At 74.3% G+C, this 21440-nt stretch carries 20 protein-coding genes; 10 read left to right on the forward strand and 10 right to left on the reverse strand.

The window, feature by feature from the left end; genetic code table 11:
- The first annotated feature begins 21 nt into the window (after nucleotides 1–21).
- Entirely contained in the window at nucleotides 22–1998 is a 1977-nt protein-coding gene (locus tag ACZ52R_RS31985; protein ID WP_465754599.1) for an acetyl/propionyl/methylcrotonyl-CoA carboxylase subunit alpha, read from the forward strand.
- Nucleotides 1999–2013: 15 nt separating this feature from the next.
- Entirely contained in the window at nucleotides 2014–3186 is a 1173-nt protein-coding gene (locus ACZ52R_RS31990; protein ID WP_360502951.1) for an acyl-CoA dehydrogenase family protein, read from the forward strand.
- A 22-nt stretch (nucleotides 3187–3208) separates the two neighbouring features.
- Here the strand turns inward: ACZ52R_RS31990 and ACZ52R_RS31995 are convergent, their stop codons facing one another.
- Nucleotides 3209–3910 carry a class F sortase gene (locus ACZ52R_RS31995; RefSeq protein ID WP_465618875.1) on the reverse strand — a complete coding sequence of 234 codons (702 nt, stop codon included), beginning with the start codon at nucleotides 3908–3910 and terminating at the stop codon, nucleotides 3209–3211.
- Entirely contained in the window at nucleotides 3897–4526 is a 630-nt protein-coding gene (locus tag ACZ52R_RS32000) for a hypothetical protein (protein ID WP_465754600.1), read from the reverse strand. The genes ACZ52R_RS31995 and ACZ52R_RS32000 overlap by 14 nt, the downstream gene beginning before the upstream one ends.
- Nucleotides 4527–4736: 210 nt before the next feature.
- On the opposite strand from ACZ52R_RS32000, the gene ACZ52R_RS32005 reads away from it, so the two are divergent.
- The 3 genes from ACZ52R_RS32005 to ACZ52R_RS32015 all read left to right on the forward strand — a co-directional run bounded on the left by ACZ52R_RS32005 (nucleotide 4737) and on the right by ACZ52R_RS32015 (nucleotide 9788).
- Nucleotides 4737–6335, forward strand: a complete 1599-nt coding sequence (locus ACZ52R_RS32005; protein ID WP_465618879.1) for a 4-coumarate--CoA ligase family protein — start codon at nucleotides 4737–4739, stop codon at nucleotides 6333–6335.
- Nucleotides 6336–6493: 158 nt separating this feature from the next.
- Nucleotides 6494–7114, forward strand: coding sequence for a TetR/AcrR family transcriptional regulator (locus ACZ52R_RS32010; RefSeq protein WP_360502962.1), 621 nt, complete (start codon nucleotides 6494–6496; stop codon nucleotides 7112–7114).
- Between the two features lie 148 nt (nucleotides 7115–7262).
- Complete coding sequence (locus ACZ52R_RS32015; RefSeq protein ID WP_465618881.1) at nucleotides 7263–9788, forward strand: SpoIIE family protein phosphatase; 2526 nt, start codon at nucleotides 7263–7265, stop codon at nucleotides 9786–9788.
- 147 nt (nucleotides 9789–9935) lie between these two features.
- On the opposite strand, the gene ACZ52R_RS32020 is transcribed toward ACZ52R_RS32015, so the two are convergent.
- From ACZ52R_RS32020 to ACZ52R_RS32055, 8 genes are all read right to left on the reverse strand, one after another.
- Complete coding sequence (locus ACZ52R_RS32020) at nucleotides 9936–11558, reverse strand: MFS transporter (RefSeq protein WP_465618883.1); 1623 nt, start codon at nucleotides 11556–11558, stop codon at nucleotides 9936–9938.
- Nucleotides 11555–12181 carry a TetR/AcrR family transcriptional regulator gene (locus ACZ52R_RS32025; protein ID WP_465618885.1) on the reverse strand — a complete coding sequence of 209 codons (627 nt, stop codon included), beginning with the start codon at nucleotides 12179–12181 and terminating at the stop codon, nucleotides 11555–11557. Before ACZ52R_RS32025 ends, ACZ52R_RS32020 begins: the two co-directional genes overlap by 4 nt.
- Nucleotides 12182–12335: 154 nt before the next feature.
- On the reverse strand, nucleotides 12336–12728 hold the full coding sequence (locus tag ACZ52R_RS32030) for a cell division protein SepF (protein ID WP_360502971.1): 393 nt from the start codon (nucleotides 12726–12728) through the stop codon (nucleotides 12336–12338).
- A 283-nt stretch (nucleotides 12729–13011) separates the two neighbouring features.
- Nucleotides 13012–13527: a DinB family protein gene (locus ACZ52R_RS32035; protein WP_396287958.1), complete on the reverse strand. Its 516-nt coding sequence runs from the start codon at nucleotides 13525–13527 to the stop codon at nucleotides 13012–13014.
- Nucleotides 13528–13663: 136 nt separating this feature from the next.
- Complete coding sequence (locus ACZ52R_RS32040) at nucleotides 13664–14359, reverse strand: TVP38/TMEM64 family protein (protein WP_465618888.1); 696 nt, start codon at nucleotides 14357–14359, stop codon at nucleotides 13664–13666.
- A gap of 26 nt (nucleotides 14360–14385) precedes the next feature.
- Complete coding sequence (locus tag ACZ52R_RS32045; RefSeq protein ID WP_465754601.1) at nucleotides 14386–14946, reverse strand: RICIN domain-containing protein; 561 nt, start codon at nucleotides 14944–14946, stop codon at nucleotides 14386–14388.
- Between the two features lie 201 nt (nucleotides 14947–15147).
- Complete coding sequence (locus ACZ52R_RS32050) at nucleotides 15148–15705, reverse strand: RICIN domain-containing protein (protein WP_465618892.1); 558 nt, start codon at nucleotides 15703–15705, stop codon at nucleotides 15148–15150.
- A gap of 205 nt (nucleotides 15706–15910) precedes the next feature.
- Nucleotides 15911–17149 carry an MFS transporter gene (locus tag ACZ52R_RS32055; RefSeq protein ID WP_465754602.1) on the reverse strand — a complete coding sequence of 413 codons (1239 nt, stop codon included), beginning with the start codon at nucleotides 17147–17149 and terminating at the stop codon, nucleotides 15911–15913.
- A gap of 153 nt (nucleotides 17150–17302) precedes the next feature.
- Between ACZ52R_RS32055 and ACZ52R_RS32060 the strand changes: the two genes are divergently transcribed.
- The 5 genes from ACZ52R_RS32060 (at nucleotide 17303) to ACZ52R_RS32080 (ending at nucleotide 21420) form a co-directional block, all read left to right on the forward strand.
- On the forward strand, nucleotides 17303–18547 hold the full coding sequence (locus tag ACZ52R_RS32060; protein WP_465618896.1) for an ROK family transcriptional regulator: 1245 nt from the start codon (nucleotides 17303–17305) through the stop codon (nucleotides 18545–18547).
- Nucleotides 18548–18673: 126 nt separating this feature from the next.
- Entirely contained in the window at nucleotides 18674–19090 is a 417-nt protein-coding gene (locus ACZ52R_RS32065) for a TOBE domain-containing protein (protein ID WP_360502987.1), read from the forward strand.
- A 46-nt stretch (nucleotides 19091–19136) separates the two neighbouring features.
- Nucleotides 19137–19619, forward strand: a complete 483-nt coding sequence (locus ACZ52R_RS32070) for a hypothetical protein (protein WP_465754603.1) — start codon at nucleotides 19137–19139, stop codon at nucleotides 19617–19619.
- Nucleotides 19616–20326, forward strand: a complete 711-nt coding sequence (locus ACZ52R_RS32075) for a glycerophosphodiester phosphodiesterase (protein ID WP_465618901.1) — start codon at nucleotides 19616–19618, stop codon at nucleotides 20324–20326. Before ACZ52R_RS32070 ends, ACZ52R_RS32075 begins: the two co-directional genes overlap by 4 nt.
- Nucleotides 20323–21420 carry a winged helix DNA-binding domain-containing protein gene (locus tag ACZ52R_RS32080; RefSeq protein WP_465618903.1) on the forward strand — a complete coding sequence of 366 codons (1098 nt, stop codon included), beginning with the start codon at nucleotides 20323–20325 and terminating at the stop codon, nucleotides 21418–21420. Before ACZ52R_RS32075 ends, ACZ52R_RS32080 begins: the two co-directional genes overlap by 4 nt.
- Nucleotides 21421–21440: the final 20 nt, after the last annotated feature.

Below are 21440 nucleotides of genomic sequence, written 5' to 3' on the forward strand. Positions count from 1 at the left end.
AGTCCTGTGACGGAGCCACGAATGACTTCCAAGACATCGATCGGCAATCTGCTGGTCGCCAACCGGGGCGAGATCGCCCGCCGGGTCTTCCGCACCTGCCGTGAGCTCGGCATCGCGACCACCGCCGTCCACTCCGACCCGGACGCCGACGCCCCGCACGTGCGCGAGGCCGACGCGGCCGTCCGGCTGCCGGGTGCCGCGCCCGCCGACACCTACCTGCGGGCCGAGCTGATCGTCCGCGCCGCGCTCACGGCCGGGGCCGACGCCGTCCACCCCGGGTACGGATTCCTGTCCGAGAACGCCGAGTTCGCACAGGCCGTGCTGGACGCGGGCCTGGTCTGGGTGGGCCCGCCGCCGGCCGCGATCGCCGCGATGGGCTCCAAGACGGCCGCCAAGCGGCTGATGGCCGAGGCCGGGGTGCCCGTCCTGGGCGCGCTCGCCGAGCCGACCGAGGCCGACCTGCCGGTCCTGGTCAAAGCGGCGGCGGGCGGCGGCGGCCGGGGCATGCGGGTCGTCCGGAGCCTCGCGGACCTGCCCGGCGAACTGGCGGCCGCCCGTGCCGAGGCGGCCAAGGCCTTCGGCTCGGACGAGGTGTTCTGCGAGCGCTACCTGCCCGCCGGGCGGCACGTCGAGGTCCAGCTGCTGGCCGACGCGCACGGCACGGTCCGGGCGGTCGGCGACCGCGACTGCTCGCTGCAGCGGCGGCACCAGAAGGTGATCGAGGAGGCCCCCGCCCCCGGCCTGCCGGCGCAGGTCCGCGCCGAGCTGCACGCGGCCGCGGTGAGCGCCGCCCGGGCGATCGGCTACGTCGGCGCCGGCACCGCCGAGTTCCTGCTCGCCGAGGACGGCCGGTTCTGGTTCCTGGAGATGAACACCCGGCTCCAGGTGGAGCACCCGGTCACCGAGGCGGTCACCGGACTGGACCTGGTGGCGCTCCAACTCGCCGTCGCCGAAGGGGAGAAGCTTCCGCCGGAGCCACCGGCGACGCACGGCCACGCGATCGAGGCCAGGCTGTACGCGGAGGACCCGGCCAAGGACTGGCAGCCCGCCACCGGCACCCTGCACCGCCTCGAACTCACCGTCCCGCACCAGCAGTTCACCGGCCGGGGGATCCACCCGGACTCCGGCGTGCGGCTGGACTCCGGAGTCGAGGCCGGCAGCGAGATCACCCCGCACTATGACGCGATGCTCGCCAAGGTGATCGCCTGGGGGCCGACCCGCGCGGCCGCCGCCCGCCGACTGGCCGACGCGCTGGCCCGGGCCCGGATCCACGGGCCCGCCACCAACCGGGAGTTGCTGGTCCGCGCGCTGCGGCATCCGGCGTTCCTGGGTGAGTGCCTGCACACCGGATTCCTGGCCGAGCACGGCGCCGAGCTCACCGCGCCGGACACCAAGGGCGTCGAACGCGCCGCCCTGGCCGCCGCCCTCGCCGACGCCGCCGCCCGGCGGGTGGCGGCGTTCCCGTCCGGCTGGCGCAACCTGCCCTCCCAGCCGCAGCTCAAGCGCTACCGGGCGGACGACGGAGCCGAGTTCGAGGTCCGCTACCGCCTCACCCGCACCGGTCTGCGGGCCGAGGACCACCCGGACGTCGAGCTGGTCGAGGCCACCCCCGACCGGGTCGTGCTGCGCGAGGGCGGGCTGCGGCGCACCTACCGCGTGGCCCGCCACGGCGACCGGGTGTACGTCGACACCCCCGCCGGCGGCAGCGTGCTCACCGCCCTCCCGCGTTTCCCCGACCCCACCGTCCGCACCGACCCCGGTGCCCTGCTCGCCCCGATGCCCGGCACGGTCGTGCGCACCACCGCCGCCGTCGGGGACACCGTCACCGCCGGACAGCCGCTGCTCGTGCTGGAGGCGATGAAGATGGAGCACCGCGTCACCGCCCCCGCCGACGGCGTCCTCGTCGAACTGTGCGCCACCCCGGGCCGGCAGGTCGAACTCGGCACCCTGCTGGCCGTCGTCAAGTCCCCCCAAGAGGCTGAGCCCCCAGAGGCCTGAGGAAGGAACCACCGCATGTCCGCCATCGGCAGTCAGCTCCTCGAAACCCCCGAACGCCGGGCCCTGCGCCAGGCCGTCGGCGACCTCGGCCGTCGCTACGGCTCCGCCTACTACCTCGCCAAGGCCCGGGCCGGCGAGCCCGCCGACGAACTGTGGGCGGAGGCCGGCAAGGCCGGCTACCTCGGTGTCAACCTGCCCGCCGAGTACGGCGGCGGAGGCGGCGGCATCACCGACCTCGCCATCGTCCTCGAGGAACTGGGCACCGCCGGCTGCCCGTTGCTGCTGCTCATCGTCTCACCGGCGATCTGCGGCACCGTGATCGCCCGCTACGGCACCGAGGAGCAGAAGCAGCGCTGGCTGCCCGGCCTCGCCGACGGCAGCCGCAAGATGGCCTTCGGCATCACCGAGCCGGACGCCGGCTCCAACGCGCACCGGATCTCCACCGTCGCCCGCCGCGACGGCGAGGACTGGCTGCTCACCGGCCGCAAGGTGTTCGTCTCCGGCATCGACCACTCCGACGCCGTCCTGTTCGTGGCCCGCACCGAGGACGCTCGCACCGGCAAGCTGAAGCCCTGCCTGTTCGTCGTCCCGCGCGAGACCCCGGGTTTCGAGTACCGGGCGATCCCGATGGAACTCGTCGCCCCCGAGAAGCAGTTCCAGGTCTTCCTGGACGACGTCCGGCTGCCCGCCGACGCCCTGGTCGGTGACGAGAACGCGGGCCTGCTCCAGCTGTTCGCCGGCCTCAACCCCGAGCGCGTCCTCACCGCCGCGTTCTCCCTCGGCCTGGCCCGCCAGGCGCTCGGCAAGGCCGTCGAGTACGCGAAGACCCGCACCGTCTGGTCCACCCCGATCGGCGCCCACCAGGGCCTGGCCCACCCGCTGGCGCAGTGCGCGGTGGAGATCGAGCTGGCCCGGCTGATGACCCAGAAGGCCGGGCTGCTCTACGACGCGGGCGAGGACCTCGCGGCCGGTGAGGCCGCCAACATGGCCAAGTACGCCGCCGGCGAGGCCGCCGCGCGGACCGTCGACCAGGCGGTGCAGACCCTCGGCGGCAACGGCCTCACCCAGGAGTACGGGCTGGGCGCGCTGCTGGCCGCCACCCGGGTCGGCCGGGTCGCCCCGGTCAGCCGCGAGATGGTGCTCAACTACGTCGCCCAGCACACCCTCGGCCTGCCGAAGTCGTACTGAGCCGGGCCGTTGTGACCGCTGCTCACCGTGAGGAGGACAGGTGGGCGAACACCACGGTGTTGGACTCGTACCCGGTCTTCCGGTCGAACTTCCCGCCGCAGGTGATCAACCGCAGCTCCGCGCGGTCGGCGCTGTCGGCGCCGTACACCAGGGCGTCCGGGAAGTCCTTCTTCGGGAACACCTGGACGGAGTCGATGGTGAACACGGCAGTGTGCCGGTCCTTGCGGGTCACCTCGACGGTGTCGCCCGGGCGCAGCAGTCCGAGCCGGTAGAAGACGGCCGGCCCGCTGTGGTTGTCCGCGTGTCCGACGACGATCGCGTTCCCGGCGGCCCCGGGCGCGGCGCCGTCCCGGTACCAGCCGGTCAGGTTGCGCTGCTCCATCGGCGGGGTGGCGAGCTGCCGGGCGGCGGTCAGCCCGACGCCGGTGACCGGGGCGTCGACCTTGATCGCGGGGATCCGGATCCTGGTCGGAACCGAGGCCGGCAGCGGCGGCGCGGGCACGGGGGCCGGAACCGGGGCCGGCGTCGGGGCGGCGGCCGGCGAGGCGGGTGCCGAGGCGGCGGGTGCCGAGGACGCGGGCGGCAGTGGTGGCCCGTTCCGGCCGGTGGTGCCGTTGTGGACCAGCCAGACGCCGCACGCCGCGAGCGCCAGCGCGGCGACCCCCGCCCGCCAGGGCAGGGGGCCGCCGCGCGGCGCGCGGGTGGGGCGGTCAGGACTCGGCATTGCGCCCGGGGCGGCGGCGCATCGCGCGGATGGTGAGTCCGCCGGCGCCGACTACCAGTGCGACGCCGCCGACCACCTCGGCGGTGTTCGCCCCGGAGGTGCCGCCACCGCCGGTGCCCACCCCGCCGTGCGGGCCGGGCTTGGGCGAGTGGCTCGGTGACGAGGGCGGCGAGGAGGAGGTCGAGGGAGACGGCGACGAGGTGGCGCAGGAAACGTCGAAGACCTTCTGCTTCGCGTTCCCGTTCTCGCCGGCGAACGTCCATTCGAGCTTGTAGTGCCCGTCGGGCAGGCTGTACGTCTGCGTCGAGCCGGTGCCGGTGGCCAGCACGATCGACCCGGCCAGCACCTGCGCGGTGCCGGTCGGCGGCTGCTGCGAGATCGTCCAGTTGACCAGCGTGACGGTGTCGAAGTTGAAGGCGTCCAGGTAGAACTGGCAGACCTTCGGGTCGTCGTTCTGGCTGGCCACCGGCGTGGTGCTGTCGTGGATCTTGACGTCACCGTTGTCGCCCGGCGCGGCCAGCGCGGCCGGCGCCGCGCCGAGGGTGAGCGCGAGGGCGGCGCCGGCGGCGGCGAGCAGCCGGCGGGCCGGGGGCAGGGGAGGGGAGGTGGTGCTCACGGTGGGGTGCTCCAGGGTCCGAGGCCGCCCTGGGCTGGGCGGCCGTGGTGCAACACCGTCCGCGCGGGCGCCCCCGGGAGCAACTGTGCCACGCGAGCTCCGCCCCCGGTTCCCCACAATGGCCCAGCCTCCCCCCTGACTGTCCGTATGCTCCTGAACACGCCCTCGCAGGTTTTGTTGCCGCGTCAACTTCCTTACTGGAGGCTTACCTTGGTGTTCCGCAGCGATTTCCCGGACGTCCCCGTGGTCGACCTGCCGATCCATGACGCGGTCCTCGGCGCCGCGGCCCGGTACGGCGACCGGCCGGCTCTGATCGACGGCCTCACCGGGGAGCGGGTCAGCTACGCGCAGCTCGCCGCCGCCGTCGAACGGGTCGCCGCCGGGCTGGCCGAGTCGGGCGTGCGCCGGGGCGACGTGGTCGCCCTCTTCAGCCCCAACTCGATCACCTACCCGATGGCCTACTACGGCGCCACCCGGGCCGGCGCCACCGTGACCACGGTCTCCTCGCTGGCCACGCCCGCCGAACTCGCCGGCCAGCTGCGCGACAGCGGCGCCCGCCGGCTGGTCACCGTCTCCCCGTTCCTGCCGACCGCCCGTACGGCCGCCGAACTGCTCGCCGAGCAGGGCCACCCGCTGACCGAGATCGTCGTGCTGGACGGCGCCGACGGCCACCGCTCGCTCGCCGACCTGCTGGCCGCGCCCGGCCCCGCCCCCGAGGTCGCGATCGACCCCGGCGAGGACGTCGCCGTGCTGCCCTACTCCAGCGGCACCACCGGCCTGCCCAAGGGCGTCATGCTCACCCACCGCTCGATCGCCACCAACCTCGCCCAGTGCGACGCCCTCTACCGCCCCGCCGAGGGCGAGCGGGTGCTCGCCGTCCTGCCGTTCTTCCACATCTACGGCCTCGCGGCGCTGCTCAACCAGCCGCTGCGCTGCGGCGCCACCGTGGTCGTGCTGCCCCGCTTCGACCTGGAGCAGTTCTGCCGCGCCGTCGAGGAGCACCGGGTACAGGCCCTGGTGGTGGCCCCGCCGATCGCCCTCGCCCTGGCCAAGCACCCGGCCGTGGAGCGCTTCGACCTCTCCTCCGTCGAGTACCTGCTGTGCGCCGCCGCCCCGCTGGACCGCGAGCTCGCCGACGCCTGCGCCCGGCGCCTCGGCCTGCCGCACCTGCTCCAGGGCTACGGCATGACCGAGCTCTCCCCGGTCACCCACGTGGTCTCCCCACGGGAGGGCGACCCCTCGCTGGGCTCGGTCGGCCGGATGGTCCCCTCCACGGAACTGCGGATCACCGCCCTGGACGGCTCCGACGGCGACCTCGGCGCCGGCGAGCGCGGCGAGCTGCTGATCCGCGGCCCCCAGGTGATGAAGGGCTACCTCGGCCGCCCCGCCGAGACCGCCGCCGTCATCGACGCCGACGGCTGGCTGCACACCGGCGACGTCGGCTATGTGGACGAACGCGGCTACCTGCACATCGTCGACCGGGTCAAGGAACTGATCAAGTACAAGGGCTACCAGGTCGCCCCCGCCGAGCTGGAGGCCGTTCTGCTCGGCCACCCGCAGATCGCCGACGCCGCCGTGATCGGCGTCCCGGACGCCGAGGGCACCGAGTGCCCCAAGGCCTTCGTGGTCCGCGTCCCGGGCAGCGGCCTGACCGCCGAGGAGGTCACCGGGTACGTCGCCGGGCAGGTCGCTCCGTACAAGAAGGTCCGCGCGGTGGAGTTCGTCGACGCCGTCCCCAAGTCCCCGGCCGGCAAGATCCTCCGCCGCGAACTGCGCGCCCGCGAGGCCGAGCGCGCCGCCGTCAGCTGAGTGCGTCGCCGTCGGCTGAGTGCGCCGCCGCCCCGGGCCCGCCGCCCACCGGGCCCGCCGCCGACCCGGGCGGGCCGGGCCCCGGCGGGCGAAGACCGGCGCCCGTCTGTGAGGATCGACCCGCCGCGCCCCCACCGGAACAGGAGCCGCCCGCCGCCATGACCAGCCACGCCGCCGCCCGCACCCCCCAGCAGGACCGCAGCCGCGCGACCCGGGCCCGGCTGCTCGCGGCGGCCGTGGACTGCCTGGCCGAACGCGGCTGGAACGGCTCCACCGTCACCGTCGTCGCCGAGCGTGCCGGCGTCTCCCGGGGCGCCGCCCAGCACCACTTCCCGACCCGCGAGGACCTCTTCACCGCGGCCGTCGAGCACGTCACCGCCGAGCGGCTGGCAGCCGTCCGCGCCCACGCGGACGAGCTGCCGGCCGCCGGCCCCGACCGCACCCGCGCCGTGGTCGACATGATCGTCCGCCTCTACACCGGCCCGCTGTTCCGCGCCGCCCTGCACCTGTGGACCGCCGCCGCCACCGAGGAGGCGCTGCGCGAGCGGATCATCACCCTGGAGGGACACGTCGGCCGGGAGGCCCACCGGGCCGCCGTGGAGTTCCTGGACGCCGACGAGACCCGCCCCGGCGTGCGCGAATCGGTGCAGGCCACCTTGGACCTCGCCCGCGGGCTGGGCCTGGCCAACCTGCTCACCGACGACAGCCTTCGACGATCCGGAGTGATCCGGCAGTGGGCGGGCATTCTGGAGAGTACGCTGCGCCCGGTAGGCCCATGACGCCCGTACACCCGGAGCGGCCGGAGAACCTCTGACCAAGGGGTCGCCGGGCGGCCGATGTCCGTGCAGTCTGGAGAAGAATCCCGGCCGGCACGGACCGCGAGGCCCACCCGGCCGGGCACGAGCCGAACCGGGGTGCTGCCTGATCATGCACGGACACGAGTGGGGCGCGACCGACGCCGCCGACCCGGCACCGGGTGGCACTCAGCCACGTCCCGAGGGCGCACGTCCCAAGGGCGCACGTCCCAAGGGCGCACACCTCGAAGGCGCGCGCCCCGAGGGCCATCGGCTCGTCCCGCTCGCGACGGCCCTGCTCCAGGACGACGGCCTGATCCTGCACTGGAGCGAGGACGCCGAAGCCCTGCTCGGCTACACCACCGAGGAAGCCGTCGGCAGCTACGCCGCCCAGCTGCTCACCGACGGCGGCAACCGCGCCGAGGTACTGGCCCTCTTCGAACGGATCATGGGCGGCGTCGGCTGGTCCGGCGTCTTCCCGGTCCGCCACCGCGACGGCCACACCGTCGACCTGGAGTTCCGCACCTACCCCGTCGCCGGACCGGCCGGCACCCTGCTGCTCCTCGCCACCGCCTCCGACAGCCGTGCCCTGCACGCCGTCGAGGCCGACCTGGCGGTACTGGACGGCATCTTCGGCCGCTCCCCGATAGGCATGGCCGTCTACGACACCGACCTGCGCTACGTCCGGCTCAACGAGGCGCTCGCCCGGATGAACGGCGTGCCGGTCGCCGCCCACCTCGGCCGCCGGATATCCGCGGTGCTCCCCGGCATCAACGGCGCCGAGATCGAGCAGACCATGCGGCAGGTGCTGAAGACCGGCAAGCCCGTGGTGGACGCCCGCTCGCACGGCCGCGTCCCCGGCGACCCCAAGCGGGACCGCGCCTGGTCCGCCTCCTACTTCCGCCTCGAGGACCCCACCGGCCGGGTCTTCGGCGTCTGCTCCTCGATCATCGACGTCACCGAACGCTTCCAGGCCGAGGCCCGCGCCGCCCGGGCCCAGGAACGGCTCGCCACCATCGCCGAGGCCACCGCCCGGATCGGCACCACCCTCGACCTCCAGCGCACCGCCGAGGAACTGATCGAGGCCGTCGTCCCCCGGTTCGCCGACTTCGCCACCGTCGACCTGCTGGAGCCGGTCCTGCGCGGCGCCGAGCCCACCCCGATCCCCGCCGACCGGACCGCCACCCTGCGCGCCGTCGCCGTCGGGGAGTCCTACGAGACCGGGCTCGCGAGCGCCGTCGACGTCGTCGGCGAGACCTCCGAGTACGCCCCCGACCGCAGCTACACCCAGTGCCTGCGCAGCGGAAAGCCGCTGCTGCGGGCCCACGTGGACGAGGAGGTGCTGCGCGGACTGGTCTCCAGCGAGGACCGGGTGGCCCCCGGGATGGCGGCGGGCATCCACTCGTACCTGATGGTGCCGATCACCGCCCGGGGCATGGTGCTCGGCGGCTCCGAGTTCATCCGGATGCGCAACCCCGAGCCGTTCACCGCCGCCGACGTCGCCCTCGCCGAGGAACTGGTCGCCCGCACCGCGCTGGCACTCGACAACGCCCGGCTCTACCGCCGCGAGCGGGAGACCGCCCTCACCCTGCAGCGCAGCCTGCTGCCGCAGGAGGTGCACCGCACCCTCGGCCTGGAGATCGCCTACCGCTACCTGCCCAGCAGCGTGGTCAGCGAGGTCGGCGGCGACTGGTTCGACGTGGTGCCGCTGTCCTGCGGACGGGTCGCCCTGGTGGTCGGCGACGTGATGGGCCACGGCATCCGGGCCGCCGCCACGATGGGCCAGCTGCGCACCGTCGCCCGGACCCTCGCCACCCTCGACATGCCGCCCGAGCAGGTCCTCACCCGGCTGGACGAGACCGCCTCAGGAATCGGCGAGGGCCAGTTCGCCACCTGCATCTGCGCGGTCTACGACCCGCTGGAGCGCACCGTCCAGGTCGCCTCGGCCGGGCACCTGCCGCCGGTCCGGGTCGCCCCCGACGGCACCGCCGAGATGGTCGAGGTGCCGCCCGGCGTGCCGCTGGGCGTCGGCGGGGTGGCCTTCGAGTCGATCGAGTTCACCATCCCCGAGGGCGGCATGGTCGCGCTCTACACCGACGGCCTGGTCGAACGGCGCGGCCAGGACCTGGACACCGGGATCGACCTGCTCGCCCGCACGCTCTCCGGGCCCGGCCGGACCCTGGAGGAGAACTGCGACGCCGTCCTCAGCGCCCTGGTCACCGACGGCACCGAGGACGACATCGCGATGATCATGGCGCGGGTGCTGCCGCTGCCCGCCGACCGGATCGCCACCCTCCCGCTCAGCGGCGGCGGCCGACTGCCCGGCCGGGCCCGCCGCTTCACCCGTGCCACCCTGGAGACCTGGGGCCTGACCGCGCTCACCGACTACGCCGAACTCCTGGTCAGCGAGCTGGTGACGAACGCCCTGCTGCACGCCGACGCCCCGCGCCGGCTGCGGCTGTTCCGCGACCGGGTGCTCACCGTCGAGGTTGCCGACGCCGGCGGCCAGACCCCGCAGCTGCGCCCCTTCGCCGAGCAGGACGAGGGCGGGCGCGGGATGTTCCTGGTCAGCGAGCTGGCCCAGCGCTGGGGCAGCCGGCTCACCCGGGACGGCAAGGTCGTCTGGGCCGAGCTGGAGCTGCCCTTCGGGGCGAAGTAGCGGCGCCCGACCACGCAGGAACGGCCGTTCCCGTGAGGAGAACGGCCGTTTCCGCAGGGGAGCGACGGCGGAGCGACAGGGAAGCCATCGGAGAAGGCCCGTTCCCCGTACCCCCGTCGGGACGGCGAGGAGGTACGGGGGAGCGGGTCACGCGTGGACCTTCTCCGAGGTCTCGGCGGGCGCGTCGACCGGCGCCCCGACCGGTGCCTCGGCGGGTGCCCCGACCGGCGCCTCGGCGGGTGCCCCGTCGGTCGCTGCCGCAGCGCCGGCCGGCTCGGAGAGCCCGCGCAGCAGGCGCCAGGCCATCACGGCCGCGCCGACCAGCAGCGCGGCGGCCAGCAGTCCGGCGCTGTTCATGCCGCCGACGAAGACCTGCTTCGCGCTCGCCAGCAGCGGCTGCGCCACCTCCGGCGGCAGCCCCTGCGCCGACTCGACCGCCGAGCCCAGCGACTCGCCGGCCCGGGCGGCGACCGCCGGGTCCGTCCCGGCCGGGACGGCCAGCCCGCTCGCGTAGATCGAGCCGACCACCGAGCCGACCAGTGCGATGCCGAGCGCGGTGCCCAGCTCGTACGCCGTCTCCGAGACCGCCGAGGCGGCCCCGGCCTTGTCGGCGCGCGCGGCGCTCAGCACCAGGTCGGCGCCGAGCGTGTAGACCACGCCCTCGGCCGTTCCGACCAGCAGGAAGGACACGGCCAGCAGCAGGTAGGTGGTGTCCTGCTCCAGCCAGCCGAGCACGCCGACGCCCAGACCCATCGCCAGCAGACAGGCCGTCAGCGCCTTCCGGGCGCCGAAACGCCGGGCCACCCGGACGGTCAGCAGACCGCCGACCACCGAGCCCGCGAAGGCCGGCAGCTCGGCCAGGCCCGCCTGGAGCGGGTGGTAGCCGCGGACCAGCTGCAGGTACTGCGAGACCACGAAGATCACACCGGAGAGCCCGACCAGGGAGATCAGCGAGGCCGAGACGGCCGCCGTGAACCGCCGGTCGCGGAACAGCCGGACGTCGAGCAGCGGGGTCTCCAGCCGCAGCTGGCGACGGACGAAGACGGTCAGCGCCGCGGCACCCACAACGAACGAGACCGGCACGTCCCAGCGGACCACGCCGTGCGCGGCCGCCTCCTTGACCGCGTACACCACGCCGATCACCCCGGCCATCGACAGGACGACGCTCAGCACGTCCCAGCGGCCCGGCTTCGGGTCCTTGGACTCCGGCAGCAGCCAGACGCCGAAGCCCAGCAACAGGAGCAGCACCGGGATGTTCAGCAGGAACACCGAACCCCACCAGAAGTGCTCCAGCAGCACCCCGCCGACCACCGGCCCGAGCGCGGCACCGGCCGTGGCGGCCGCGCCCCAGATGCCGATCGCGGTGGCCCGCTCCCGGTCGTCCGGGAAGAGGCTGCGGATCAGCGACAGGGTGGACGGCATGATGGTCGCCCCGGCGACACCCAGCAGCCCGCGGGCCAGGATCAGCCAGCCCGGGCTCGGCGCGTAGGCGGCCAGCAGCGAGGCCGCACCGAAGGCGGAGGCACCGGCCAGCAGCAGCCGCTTGCGGCCGATCCGGTCGCTCAGCGCGCCCATGCTGACCAGCAGACCGGCCAGGACGAAGGAGTAGGAGTCGCCGATCCAGAGCAGCTGGGTGCCGCTGGGGCGCAGCGTCTCGCTGATCGACGGGATGGCGAGGGAGAGGACGGTCGCGTCCAGCGCGACCACGGTGACGGCCAGGACGAGGACGGCGAGGCCGGTCCAGCGCTGGCGGGCGGTCGGGGTACTCATGGTTTATCGGTGTCCGGTCTGCAGTCAGAGGTGCTGCGGTCCGAGGTGCTGTGGGTGGTGGACTCGTGGGCGGCGGCGTCCGGTCTGCGCAGCGCCCCGCCCAGGAAGAGCTCGGTGAGCGAGAAGGCGGCGTCGCGCGGGGCGAGCCGGCCGTCCTGGATCGACCAGCCGACGCCGGCGACCAGGTCGAAGAAGGCCTCGCTCAGCCAGGCGGCGCTCAGCTCGATGCGGAACACGCCCTGCTGCTGGCCGCGCAGGAAGAGCGCGTGCAGCCGGGCGATCTGGAGCTCCCAGAGGTCGTTGATCTCGTCGTTCTCGTAGAGCTGGTTCTCGCCGGTCAGGAAGGCGCAGAGCATGGCGTCCGGGACCGAGGCGTCCACCAGGCGGCGCAGTGCGGCCTCGGCGTCGCCCTCCTCGACCCCGGCGGTGTCCAGTGCGCCGGCGAACCGGCGCAGGCCGAGCAGGCCGACCTCGCGGATCAGCGCCTCGCGCCCCGGGAAGAGCCGGTGCAGCGTGGCGCGGCTGATGCCGGCGGCCCGTGCGATCTCGTCCAGGTGGGCGGTCGGGCGGCGCGAGAGCACGCCGACGGCGGCTTCGAGGACGGTGTCGCGGTCGGTGGCCATGAGGGGAGTCTAGTTCACATGAGACACGGATGTCTCAGAATTGAAGTTCCAGTCTCAAATGATCCACGGGCTGAAGCGTGTCCGGACAGCAAAAACCGGAGACGGCGGGTGCCGTCCCCGGTCAGGGGTGCCGCTGCGCCATGGGCGCCGCGGCTCAGCTCTGGTTGTAGAAGCCGGTCTCGTCGAGCGGGCGGTCGATCACCATGACCTCGACCTCGGCCGGGGTCAGCAGGAAGACCCGGCGGGCGATCCGCTCGATGCCGCCCTGGGTGCCGAAGATCAGCCCGGAGGCGAAGTCGACCATGCGCTTCGCTTCGGCCTCCTCCATCTCGGTGAGGTCCATGACCACCGGGATGCTCGCCCGGATGTGCTCACCGACCGTGCGGGCCGCTTCGAAGCCCGTCGGCCGCAGGGAGACGATCTTCGCGGGCGCGGCGACGGCCGGTACCGTCTCCTGATCCACCCACTCGTCGTCGTACACCGCGGCCGGGTAGTTCCCCGAGGGCATCAGCCACCCGTTGTGGTGCTCGTCGCGAAGTGCTCCCATGCCGCGCCTCCCTGCCTCGTCCCGTCTGGTCCCCCGGGGGCGCGTGTCGCTTTTTGACACGTCATCCACTCGTCGGAACTGTCCGAGTATCGCACTGTTCACCGGTCCCGTGCCCGCTCGCGACCCCCGTACGAGTCGTGCCGCGCCGGAAACCCGGGCGGACCCGGGCAAAGAGAGCAGACGCGGCGTAGCGCCGTACGGTTGCGCGCGTAGACCATATCGGTAGCGGTCGCCGCGTAATTGACCTTCTGTCAACAATGCGGAAACGATTTCGCGCGGCCGGTCACTCGCCGGTCGCGCCGTCCACCGATTCGCGCAGAAGATCGGCGTGGCCGTTGTGTCGCGCGTACTCCTCGACCATGTGGGCGAGGATCCAGCGGAGCGTCACTTCCTCGCCGCGGCGCGGCCGCTTGCCGACCGTGTCGAGCGGCAGGCCGGCGGCCGCCCGGCGGGCGGCCTCGATCTCGGCGCGCCAGGTGGCGAAGTCGGCCGCGACGTCGGCGGTGTCGACGTTGTCGAAGTCGCCGTCCGGGTCGGCCTTGGTCCAGTAGTGGCCGGTGGCGACCTCCTCGCCGCGCAGGATCCCCTGGAACCAGTACCGCTCGACCTCGGCCATGTGCCGGACCAGGCCGAGCAGCGAGAGGCCGGACGGCGGGACGGAGCGCAGGCGCAGCTGGTCGTCGCTCAGCCCCTCGCACTTGAGCGCGAGGGTGCTGCGGTGGTAGTCGAGGAAGGCGGTGAGGGTGGCGGCCTCGTCGGCGGCCATCGGCGGGTCCACCCGCGGGTTCATTCCGGTCATGCGGGCCATCCTGGCGCCGGCGGCCGCAGGGGCGCGAACGATTTGTTCGGCCGGACGTCGGGTCGGGTGGTCTACCGGGAGGTCGGCCGGGGAGGTCTTCCGGGCCGACTGGCGGGCCGACATCCGGGCCGACCGCTCAGGCGGCCGCCGCCCGGCGCCGTGCCCTCGCCGCCCGCCAGAGCCCCGCCACGCTGCCCAGCCCCAGCAGCGCGATCAGGCCCGCCGACAGCAGGAACGCCGCCGACCCGGGCTTGCCCGAGCTGGCCGCCGCCGTCACGTACACCGCCGTGGTCGGCACCGCGCCGATCGCGGTCGCGAGGACGAACGGCAGGGCGCGGGTCCCGGAGAAGGCGGCGCCGTAGTTGACCGCCTGGAACGGCATGCCGGGCAGCAGCCGCAGCACCAGCACGCTGCGGAACCCCTGCTCGGTGAACCGCCGGTCCAGGGCGCCGAGTACCTTCCCGCGCAGGTACGGGCGCAGCGCGTCCCGGCCGAGGCTCCGGCCGAGCCCGAAGGCCAGGGCGGCGCCCAGCGTGGTGCCGAGCACCGCCAGCGCGACGCCCTGTTGGATGCCGAGGAGCAGCCCGGCCGCCGCGTTGAGCGCCGGCCGGGGCACGAAGGCGAGCGTCCCCACGGCGTACACCAGGGCGAACAGCGGCCCGAACCAGTACCCGGGCATCCGGTCCGCCAGCCCCCCGGACAGCAGCTCCGTCGGGTTCCACAGCAGGAGCGACCCGGCCGCCGCGCCGAGCAGCACGATCAGCAGCGCCAACCGCCACCGGGACGAACGCGGCGCGGCGGGGGGTGCGGGAATGACATCGGGCTCGGACACCGGCCGAGCCTAACCGGGGCCGCGGGCTACCGGGCCACCGGGCCGTTGGTGAACCAGGCCTGGTTGGGCCTGTTATTGCCCGGCCACTGGATCACCGGCGTCCCGTCCGCCGGACTCCCGCCGTACAGGTCGAGCAAGAGGCCGCTGTTCACGTTCGGGTAGTCGTGGGGGAAGCCGGTGCCCAGGGTCTCGTCGCGCCAGCCCTGGTTGGACCCCCCGTTACAGCTCCACTGGTCGATCGGGGTGCCCACGGTGGTGCTGTACCCGGGGACCTCCAGGCACTTGCCGCTGTGGACGTTGATGATCGTTGAGCCCGGTCCGCTCGTCCACTGCTGATTGGCCCCGCCGGTGCAGGTCCACTGGCGGACCGGGGCACCGTCGTCGGTGCGCCAGTCGGCCACCTCCAGACACTTGCCCGTGGCGACGTTGCTGATCCGGTACTGCCCGGCCTGGCTCGCCGAGGCCGACGGGGCGGCGAGTACGGTCGCGGCGGCGGTGGCGAGCCCGACGGCGGCGGCAACGAGCACGCGGCGGGCTGCGGCGGGCGGGACGGGTCTGCGGTGCCGGACACGTGACGACGTGGTCATGGATTCCCCCTGGGAGCGTGGTCATGGGACGACGTGCGTCGAAACCCTATTCGGTGACGTACCGGTTCCGGACGCGAACCGTGGTCACGGGTTCGCCTGGGAGGTGGCCATGGATGCCTGCCATCGGATGTGTCCGATGGCAGGCTGACGACGGGCGGGCGAGTGGTGCTGCTCTCCGGTGGCCGCCGGGCGGCCGGGGGATCAGCTGTACGGGTCCTTCTCGGGGTTGTAGTGCCAGAACTGGTTGGCGCCGGCGAGGTACTCCCACTGGATCACCGGGGTGCCGTCGGTCAGTGCGCCGCCGGCGACGTCGAGGACGAGGCCGCTGTGGGCGTTCACGATGCGGCGCGGGGTGCCGGGGTGGCTGGCGGGCGGGTCGCTCCACTGCTGGTTGGAGCCGCCGTTGCAGGTCCACTGGTCGGCCTGGGTGCCCCAGGCGGTGCTGTAGCCGGGGATCTCCAGGCACTTGCCGCTGTGCAGGTTGATCCAGCCGTTGGCGGTCTGGGTCCACTTCTGGTTGTCGCCGCCGGTGCAGGTCCAGATCCGGACCGGGGCGCCGTCGTCGGTGCGCCAGTCGGCGACCTCCAGGCAGAGGTCGTTCGTCCCGGCGTACATGCCGGTGCGGATCTCGGCAGGGCCGAAGTCGGTGGTGGCGGTGGTGGCGGCGGCGGGCGCTGCGGGCGCCGCCGGGGCGGTGAAGGCCACGGCGGCGGTGGCGAGGACGGTACTTGCGGCGACGAGCCGCGTGCGGCACAACATCGGTCGACCTCCGGTGGTGCGGTTCGGCGGTGGTGCGGTCCGGCGCGACCCGGCGAGGAAACCCGGCAGGCGTTGCCGGGAGTCCCGGGCCGCGGCGGCCTGTTCGACCGCCGAGAGTTCGAGGAGGTTGTGCGGAGCACCCGGATGGCGGAGAAAGTCGTGCGGGCAGTCGGCCGGGGGTCGGCGGTGCGGGCGGGGAACTCCTTCAGGAACTCGCCGTCATGTCCGATTCCACGGCGGTCGCGGTTCTGCCGGTGGAATGCCGTTCGGCCTGGCGCAGCGCCCCGGCGCTCAGCAGCAGGGCGAAGACGAGGGCAGTGACCAGTCCGAAGGAGACGGTCAGCGAGGTGGCCTCGGCGAGGGTGCCGATGACGGCGGGGGCGATCAGGCCGGAGGTGTAGGTGACGGTGGCGACGCCCGCGATGGCCTGGCTGGCGTTGGTGCCGATCCGGCCGGCGGCGGCGAAGGCGAGCGGGACGATGACGGCGATGCCGATGCCGATGAGGGCGAAGCCGGGGATGGCCAGCACTGGGCTGTCGGCGGCGACCACCAGCAGGCCGCCGACGGTGGCGACGGCGCCGCCGATCCGGGTGGCGCGGACGGCGCCGAGGCGGCGGATCGCGGCGTCCCCGGCGAGGCGGCTGACCGCCATGGTGAGCGAGAAGGCGGTGTACGAGGCGGCGGCGACAGTGGCCGAGGCGCCGGTGACGTCCCGCAGGTAGACGCCGCTCCAGTCCATCGAGGCGCCCTCGGCGAAGACCGCGCAGAAGCCGAGCAGCCCGATCACCAGCGAGCTGCGCGGTGGCAGCGCGAACCTCGGCGGCTCCTCCGCGCCCTCGTGCGCCCGCAGGTCGGGCAGGCGGCGGCAGACCGGCTGGGCGAGGGCGAGCAGGACCAGTGCGGTGACGGCCAGCTGCAGCCGGGCGTCGAGGTCGAGGTGGGCGGCGAGGATGCCGAAGCCGGAGGCCAGCAGGCCGCCGGCGCTCCACATCCCGTGCAGTCCGGACATGATCGAGCGGCCGAGCCGCTCCTCGATCTCCACGCCCTGCGCGTTCATCGCGACGTCCGCCATGCCGGCCGTGGCCCCGTACGCCAGCAGTGCCACGCACAGCACCGGCAGCGAGGGGGCGAGCGCGGGCAGGGCGAGGGCCAGGCACCAGAGCGCGATCAGGCCGCGCACCGCCGCCCGGCCGCCGTAGCGGTGGACGAAGCGGCCGGCCAGCGGCATGGCGAGGGAGGAGCCGATGGCGGGCATGACCAGGGCCAGGCCGAGCTGTCCGGTGGACAGGTCGAGGCGGTCCTGGATCCACGGGATGCGGGTGACGAAGCTGCCGCTGACGGCGCCGTGCACGCCGAAGACCAGGGCGATGCTCGCCCGCGCCCGGCGCGGGGCGGCCAGCGGTTCCGGCCGTGGGTCCGGCGGGGGTGCGGTGGTGCGGTTCATCGGCGTTCCCTCCCGGTCGCGCGGTGCGGGGCGCGACAGTGCCCTGTGGGTGGCCTTGCTGACAGTCAAACGCAGGTACAGCCGGCCGGTCGACGATTCGATAAACTATCAGGAAGGGACCCTGATAGAAACACTCTGGAAGGATGAGCGGCCATGACCACCGCGCGTACGGCCACGCCGAGCACTGCCCGGGCGATCAACGACCGGCTGGCGCTCAACCTCCTGCTCGAGCAGGGCCCCCTGACCGCGACCGAGCTGCGCGACCTCACCGGCCTCTCCCGGCCGACCGTCGCCGACCTGCTCGAACGCCTCCAGCGCACCGGCCTGGTGGCGGTCGTCGGCGAACGCGGCGAACAGCGGCGCGGCCCCAACGCCCGGGTCTACGCACTGGTCGCCTCCCGGGCGCACATCGCCGCCTTCGACGTCCGCTCCGGCGGTGTCAGCCTGGTCGTCGCCGACCTCGCCGGGCACGTCCTCGCCACCGCCGAGATCCCGGTCGACGGCGACGGCGGGCCCGACACCGCCGCGGCGATCACCGCCACCCTGCTGGAGACCGCGCGCGGCGCCGGCGTCGAGCGGCTGCACACCGTCGCGGTCGGCGCCCCCGGACTGGTCGACCCCGCCACCGGGCGGCTGCAGAGCACCGGCAAACTCCCCACCTGGCACGCCGAACTCCTCGCCGCACTGGAGGAGTTGCCCGGCACCGAGGTGATCCTGGAGAACGAGGTCAACCTCGCCGGGCGGGCCGAGTACCGGGTCGGTGCCGCGCGCGACCGCGACACCTTCGTGCTGATGTGGCTCGGCCACAGCGTCGGCGCCGCCGTCATCCTGGACGGGCGGCTGCGCCGCGGCTTCTCCGGCGGCACCGGCGAGATCTGCTTCCTGCCCGTCCCCGGGACCGCCGGGCCGCCCAGCGCCGACAGCTGCGAAGGCGGCTTCCACGGCCTGGTCGGCAGCGCGGCGATCTGCGACCTGGCCCGCGCCCACGGGCTGCCCGCCGACCCGGCCGGGGACGCCTCCGCCGCCGAGGCCGTCGTCCGCGCGGCGGTGGCAGCGGTGGCGGCCGTGGCGGCGGTGACAGAGGTGGCGGCGCCGACGGCGGGCACGGGCCAGGCGGGCGAGGCGGGCGGGCGCTTCCTGGACGAGCTGGCCGCGCGGATCGCCCTCGGCGCGGCGAGCGTGTGCGTCGTGCTCGACCCCGGCTGCGTGGTGCTCGGCGGGGAGATCGGCCGGGCCGGCGGCGCCGAGCTGGCCGGCCGGGTCGAGCGGCGGCTGGCCCGGCTCTCCCCGCTGAGTACCGAGGTGCGGGCCGGTACGGCGGGTGGCGGCGCGGTGCTCGCCGGTGCGGTGCTGACCGCCGGGGACGCGGTGCGGCGGGACCTCTTCGGCGAGCCGTAGCGGCCCCTGGTTTCGAGCGGTAGCAGCCCCTGACTTGCCCGTTGCCGTACCCGGTACGGCAGGATGGCGGACGGGGGCGCGTTCCGCCACGACCCTTGTTCCTCGAACCACCGTCAGGAGTCGCTCATGGGCCAGCCCGAGGTGCCGGCGAACCCGTACCGCATCGGCGAGGCGGCGGCGCTGCTCGGCGTCAGCGCCGACACCATGCGGCGCTGGGTGGACGCCGGGCGGCTCGCCGCCGCGCGCGACGAGCACGGGCACCGGATCATCCCCGGCGCCGAGCTCGCCGCCTTCGCCCGCGAGCTGGCCCGGCCGGAGAACGCCGAGGCCGAGGGCCGCCCGTCCTCGGCCCGCAACCGCTTCCCGGGGATCGTCACCCACGTGGTGCTCGGCGACGTGGCCGCGCAGGTGGAGATCCAGGCCGGGCCGTTCCGGGTGGTGTCGCTGATCAGCCGGGAGTCGGCGGAGGAGCTGAACCTGGTGCCCGGCGCACCCGCCACGGCGGTCATCAAGTCCACCAATGTGATGATCGAGCGGCGCTGACGCCCCACCGACGAGTCCCGGACGTCTAACCGACCGAGAGGCCCGGATGCCACCCCCGCACCTGCCGACCACCCAGAGCGCCGTGCTCGCGATCCAGACCGTGGCGGACCGGCACGGCCGGACCGTCCGCGCCCGGCACGACATCGGCCGCGACCAGACCTTCGCCGGCCTGGTCGGGCCGCCCGGGCCAGTCGGCTCGGGCAGCTCCGGCGGCTCGGGCGGCGCGGGCGGCGAGTTCGACGGGATTCCGCACGAGGCGCTGCTGGAGTTCGACGGCCGCCCCCGTGTCGCCGTCCGGCTGTTCACCCACGACGAGGTCACGGTGACCGTCGAGGGCATCGCCTTCGACGTCGAGCGCGACCGCGTCCCGGGCTTCCTGGACGCGGTCTGGACCGACCTCGTGCACGTCAGGGCGCGCACCTTCCCGCCGTCCACCACGCTGATCGTCACTGTCCCCGGGGAGCCGAGTCACCGCGAGGACGTCGGCGTCCACAACCTCACCCCCTGGCTCGCGGAGAGGATCCGATGACCACCGACCGCAGCCCCCGGGTACTGGCCGTCGCCCACCGCGGCGACCCGTACCGCCACCGCGAGAACACCCTGCCCTCGATCGAATCCGCGCTGGCCGCCGGCGCCGACGCCGTCGAGGTGGACATCCGGCTCACCCGCGACAGGGTGCCCGTCCTCCTGCACGACCGCACCCTGGAACGGCTCTGGAACGACCCGCGGTCGATCGACCGGGTCACCACCGAGCAGCTGGACGAGCTGCGGCACGGCCGGCTCGCCATCCCCACGCTCGCCGAGGCGATCAAGGCGGTGACCGCCACCGAGGGCCGCCGACTGCTGATCGACCTGGACGACCCCGGGCCGGCCGCCGCCACCTGGTCCGTGGTCACCGGACTCGGCGCCGAACGGCAGGTCGCCTTCTGCGGCCCGGTCACCGCCATGCTCGCGGTGCGCGAACTGACCCCCGACGCCGAGATCGCGCTCACCTGGAAACAGCCGCGGATGCCCGTCCGCACCCTGCTGGACGACCTGCGCCCGCGCTACCTCAACCCGCCGTTCGGCCTCGTCACCCCCGAGTTCGCCGCCGCCGCGACCGACGCCGGACTCGCCGTCTCCACCTGGACCGCCGACCTGCGCCGCACCATGCGCCGACTGCGGGACACCGGGGTCGCCTCCATCACCACCAACCGGATCGGCGTACTGCGCTCGGTGCTGGACGGCCGCCGGTGACCGAACCCGGGCAGGTGCTCGGCACCCGGGAGCTGGGCCGCGCCCTGCTGGCCCGTCAGCACCTGCTCGCCCGCACCGACCTGGAACCCGCCGCGATGGTCCACCACCTCGCCGGCCTCCAGGCCCAGGCCGCACCCCAGCCGCCCTACCTCGGGCTGCTCGCCCGACTCGACGGCTTCACACCCGAGCCGCTGAGCACGCTGATCGAACAGCGGTCGGTGGTCCGGATCGCCCTCCAGCGCGGCACCATCCACCTGGTCACCGCCGACGACTGCCTGACGCTGCGCCCGCTGCTCCAGCCCGTCCTGGACCAGGGGCTGCGCACCACCTTCGGCAAGGGGCTCGCCGGGCTCGACCCGGACGCGCTCGCCGCCGAGGCCCGGGAGCTGGTCGAGGAGCAGCCGCGCACCTTCCAACAGCTGGGCGCGCTACTCGCCGCCACCCGCCCGGACCGCGACCCGGCCGTGCTCGCCCAGGCGGCCCGCTGCCTGCTGCCGCTCGTCCAGGTGCCGCCGCGCGGCCTGTGGGGGCGCGGCGGCCCGGCCGCGCACACCACCGCCGAAGCCTGGCTCGGCCGCCCGCTCGACCCGGCGCCCGTGCTCGACGACCTCGTCCTGCGCTACCTCGCCGCGTTCGGCCCGGCCACCGCGGCCGACCTGAAGAAGTGGTCGGGCCGCACCGGACTCTCCCCGGTGCTGGCACGGCTCGCGCCGCGGCTGGTGACCTTCCGCGACGAGCAGGGCCGGCTGCTGTACGACCTGCCGGAGGCGCCCCGGCCGGACGCGGACACCCCGGCGCCGGTGCGGCTGGTCGCGCCGTTCGACAATCTGCTGCTGTCGCACGCGGACCGCACCCGGGTGCTGCCCGAGGAGTACCGGGGGCGGGTCATGACGCAGAACGGGATCGTGCTCGGGACGCTGCTGGTGGACGGGATGGTCGCCGGGTCCTGGCGGCTGACGGGTGAGCAGGAGGTCGTCGTGCAGCCGTTCGTGGCGCTGCGGCGGGCCGACCGGCAGGCGGCGCAGGCCGAGGCGGAGCGGGTGCTGGCCTTCGCGGGCGCGGGCGGTGCGGTTCTGATCGAGGACCCCGAATAGCGATACAACGGGCAGATCGT

It is taken from the genome of Kitasatospora sp. NPDC034023 (assembly GCF_055575795.1).